General features: G+C 68.0%; 4 protein-coding genes. 2 read left to right on the forward strand and 2 right to left on the reverse strand.

The features are described from left to right. The first annotated feature begins 297 nt into the window (after positions 1-297). Complete coding sequence (locus U9977_RS05295) at positions 298-1,167, forward strand: recombinase family protein (RefSeq protein ID WP_322748035.1); 870 nt, start codon at positions 298-300, stop codon at positions 1,165-1,167. 37 nt (positions 1,168-1,204) lie between these two features. Here the strand turns inward: U9977_RS05295 and U9977_RS05300 are convergent, their stop codons facing one another. Beyond that, a complete protein-coding gene (locus tag U9977_RS05300) occupies positions 1,205-2,065 on the reverse strand; it encodes a class I SAM-dependent methyltransferase (protein WP_322748036.1) in 861 nt (286 codons plus the stop codon). Between the two features lie 25 nt (positions 2,066-2,090). After that, entirely contained in the window at positions 2,091-3,206 is a 1,116-nt protein-coding gene (locus U9977_RS05305; RefSeq protein WP_322748037.1) for a Tn3 family transposase, read from the reverse strand. Positions 3,207-3,619: 413 nt separating this feature from the next. Between U9977_RS05305 and U9977_RS05310 the strand changes: the two genes are divergently transcribed. Beyond that, on the forward strand, positions 3,620-4,615 hold a 996-nt coding region (locus U9977_RS05310), incomplete at its 3' end, for a transposase (protein ID WP_322748038.1).

Consider the following 4,615-nt stretch of genomic DNA (forward strand, 5'->3'; position numbering starts at 1 on the left):
TCAATCGCAACAATATTGTCCGCCCCGAAATGATTCATGAGGGGTGGGGCCGGAATACGAGCGAAACGTGCCACACGCCAGCGGCCAGGTAGGTCACAGGCGCGAATCGGTGTCGTAGGCGGGTGGCGAGGACGTGCGCCGACGCGAAGAGACAGCAACGCGGACACTGAGGTTGTTTCATAGGTGTTCGCTCGTGAAACACGGCGACGGTCGCCGGTGATGCTGCGCGTTCCATGTTTCATGAGTTGTTGCAAACGGCTGGGTGGCTGAAACACCCTCATGAAACAGTCAGGGCTCGTGAGTGACGACTTCAAGCGCGTGGAATCGCACGACTGCCCGATGTCCACCTGCGCCGCCCCGGCGGGCTCGCCGTGCCGCACAGGCAAGGGCAAGGTGGCCATCCAGTACCACACCGCCCGCTTCCGCCTCGTGCCCCAACTCGCCAAGGCCCTCAACGTCCCCGCCCCCGCCGTGCGCAAGCCCGGCTCGGCCTGGATCGAACTACCCCGCCCCGCGGGCGCCGGCACCGAGCCCGCCGGGCACGTACGCCTGGGGTACGCCCGCGCATCCACCGCCCGGCAGTCCCTCGACTCCCAACTCGACTCCCTTGCCGAAGCCGGGTTCACCAGGATCTTCTCCGAGAAGATCTCCACCCGTGCCACCCAGCGCCCTGAACTGGACAAGGTCGTCGCCCTCGCTGGCGAACTGCGTGCCTCCGGCGTGCGCGTCACCCTCGTCGTCCACGAGCACAAGCGGCTCGGCCGCGGCATCGAACTGGCGACCCTGGCCGAGGAACTCAAGGCGAGCGACGTCGGCCTGGAGTTCCTCACGGGTGAGCTCCAGGGCTCGCACGACCCCTCGAGCGTCGTGTTCACCGTGCTGGCAGCCCTGTCCGGCATGGAACGCGAGTACATCCGCGACCGCACCCTGGAAGGCCACGAATCCGCCCGCAAGCGCGGCAAGTCCATCGGCGGCGCGGGCGTCACCGACGATCACATGCTATCCATGGCCCTCCACCTTCGGGATCAGGAAATGAGTCTGCGCGACATCGCGGCCCGGCTCATCATCATCATCGGCAAGAAGAAAGGCCAGCACCCCTCACCCGCGACCGTCATGCGCATGCTGCGCGAGCACGACGAACAGATCACCGCGCCTTTGGCGTCGTAGGAGACCCGCCACACGCGGAGGCCGGCCTTCGTCGTGCTCAGTGCGCCGCGCGTACCGCCGAGACCAGTCCGCCGGCGCCCTCGTCCTGCTGCGACGGGGTGAGCACCGGACGCCCGTAGGCCTCGGCGCGCTCACGCAGGGTGAAGGTCTCCGCCTCCCAGCCCAGGCCGTCCAGCCAGCCGACCGGGTCCTCCGGCATCTCTGAGACCCACATCGACGCTGCCGATCCCGGCGCGGCGTCCCCGCGGAAACGTTCGACCGCGCCGCGCGAGCCCAGTGTCAGGCCCATCCTGCTGCCTGCAGCGGACAGCGCGCCGACCCGTTCGAGCAGCGACTGCACCGCGTCCTCGGGCAGATAGATCAGCAGTCCCTCGGCGATCCACACCGTCGGCTGCGCCGGCTCGTGTCCGGCCGCGGCCAGGGCGCCGGGCCAGTCCTCGCGCAGGTCGACCGGGACGGTGATCCGCTCGCAGCGCGGAACGGCCCGCTCCTGACGCAGCACCGAAGCCTTGAAGCCCAGCGGTTCGGCCGTGTCGACCTCGAACAGCCGGGTCCCTGCAGGCCAGTCCATCCGGAAGGCCCTACTGTCCATCCCGGCTCCGAGCAGCACGACCTGCCGGACGCCGGAGGCGACCGCCCGGTCCAGTAGGTCGTCCAGGAACTTCGTCCGGATGACGATCGAGATGGCCACGCCGAGCCAGCGGCGCCGCGCCGCCTCGTCCGCGCGCGGGGGCGGCGGCGCCCCGGGGCCTCTCCCGCCGGCCGTGGCGAAGGCCAGCGCCAGCGGGTCCCGGAACAGCGGCTGCTCGCGTGCCGTCTCCATTGCCCTCACCCGGGCCACGCCCACGGCTGTGGCCCACACCCCGGACGGCTCGACCCGTCCCGCCGCATCAGTCATGCGTTCAGGCTAGGCCGCCGGGGCGTCACACCGGCGCGGTGGGAAACAGCGCTCCGGGGGCCGGATCCAACCGGGTGGCGACGACGTCCTTGGGCGGGGTGAGGTCCAAGTGCCAGTCGCCGAAGCGGCGTATGGTGCGCGTGATCAGCGGGCTGACGGTGGCCAGGTCGTCGGGGTCCACGAGATGGCCCTCGGCGGCGAGGGCGTTGGCGGCATCGGTAATGTCCAGCGCGGTGGAGTAGATCGCACAGTTGGCGATCAGCTCGTTGAATGTGACGACTCGCTCCTGGTAGTCCGGGTCGTTGTGGCCGATCAGCCGTCCGCCGATCATCAGATGCGTAGCGCAGCCGTGGAACGCCTCCGTACGGTTGGTGATCGCGGTGATCTGGTCGCGCAGCCCGGGCTCGGACAGGTATCGAAGGAGCGTCACGGTCCTGACGACCCTGCCCAATTCGCGTAGCGTCTTGTAGATCCGGTTGCGTTTCGAGTGGTTGCCCAGGCGGCGCAGCAGCGTCACCGAGGACAGTCGGCCCTCCCGGATCGAGATCCCGGTGCGCAGTAGATCCGTCCAGTGGCGTTCGATGAGGGCCCAGTCGATGACGCTGTCGTCGAACAGGGAGTCGATGTGCTTGTACCGCACCTTGGCGTCCGGCCGGTAGAAGTTCAGGTCGTGCCAGTTGCGTATGCGGGGGAGGAGGTCGAATCCGAGGAGCGCGGCGAGGCCGAACACCGGCAGCGAAGCCCCCTGGGTGTCGGCGTGGATGGTGTCGGGCTGGATGTCGGAGACGTTGGACAGCAGCGAGTCCAGCAGGTACACCGCCTCCCACACCCCGCACGGGATGAAGTGGGAGAACAGCGCGATGTAGTTGTCGGACACCAGTCGGAACGCCAGAGCCCCGAACCCGCCGTATCTGACGTGGGACTCGGCCCGCAGGCTGTCTTCCCAGGTGTCGATCTGCGAGCCGTCGGTGGCCGCGGTCGACCCGCCGCCCCACATCGCGGCGACGAAGGTCTGGTCAGCGGTCGTCTTCCCTCGCGCCCAGCCAGCCTCGTCCGCTGTAGGTGTGAACGACTCGACCAACTCCCGCGCCGCGACGCTCTCGCGGAACCTCGGGTAGGCGGTGCGGTCGATCGATGCCAACACACACCTTGAAGATCACAGGGACCAGGATGACGGAATCCTAACGATCCCTATCAAGGCGACCCGCGCTGACCTCTACCAGCGGCGGAACAAGGCCTGGCATATTTCGCTCGTATTCCGGCCCCACCCCCATGACATCAGCAAACATCTGGGCACCGCTGGGCGTCGTTGGCCCTTTTTCGATGGCCAAACTCAACACTCCGTTGTCAATACTAGCCATCACGCCACCTCTGGACTTTCGCGGTTTTCATGATTGGTTTGGCGGCCTGACGGTCGACGGATGATCGAATGTCAGGTTCTGCGCACGCCCAGGTCGTATCCGTGACCGTGATGGCGGACGGACATGCGACAGCAGGTAGATGGGGGGAGCATCAACGCTGCCAAAATAACCGCTCGCTGAGGAGTGGACGCCAATGCTCCCGAACCCGACCCTACCGCCGTCGCTGGTAGTCCTGCTATCCCACCTACGGCCGTGTTTCACCGCACCGAGTTTCATCACGTTCCGCGCACTGGTGTGCGGCCTGCTGGCGCAGACACGGGAACGAACGGTCTGCGGCATGCTCACGGGCGCCGGCCTGTCCCGGGTGTGGCCCCATCACCGGGCCCACCGGTTCTTCTCCCACGCCGTCTGGTCCCCCGAACAGCTCGGCCTGGCCCTGGCCCACCTCGTCGTCACCCTCCTGGTACCGACCGGCGCCGTGACGGTAGCCGTCGATGACACCTTGTTCCACCGATCCGGCAAGAAAGTCTGGGCGGCCGGCTGGTTCCACGACGGCTCCGCGACAGGCCCCAACACAGTCGGATTCGGGAACACCTGGGTGCACCTCGGGATCGTGGTGCGACTCCCGATGCTCGACCGGCCGGTGTGCCTACCCGTCCTCGCCCGCCTCGCCCGGACGAACACCATGTCGGCCTCCCGGCTGCGGCTGGCCCGCCAGATGGTCACCACGCTCGCCACGGCGCTCCCCGACCGCAGCCTGCATGTGGTCGCCGACGCCGCCTACGCCGGTAAGGAGCTCCGTGGCCTACCCGCCCAGGTGACCTGGACGACCCGGCTGCGGGTCGATGCCGCCCTGTACGACCTGGCCCCACCGCGCACCGGCCGCCGGGGCCGGCCCCGGTCCAAAGGAGCGCGGCTGTCGAGCCTGACCACGCTCGCCGCACAGCTGTCGTTCACCCCGCTGCCGGTGCGCCGATACGGGAAGACCGCCACCGTGAACATCGCCACCGTGCGCTGCCTGTGGTACGGCACGTTCGGCCCACAACCGGTCACCGTCATCCTGCTGCGCGAGACCACCACCCACACCCGCGGCGGCTATGACACCGCCCTGGTCAGCACCGACACCCTCACCCGACCGGCTGAGATCATTCACCGGTATGCCGCTCGCTGGTCGATCGAAGTCATGATC

It is taken from the genome of Protofrankia sp. Cas8, from assembly GCF_963555845.1.
GTDB lineage: Bacteria > Actinomycetota > Actinomycetes > Frankiales > Frankiaceae > Protofrankia.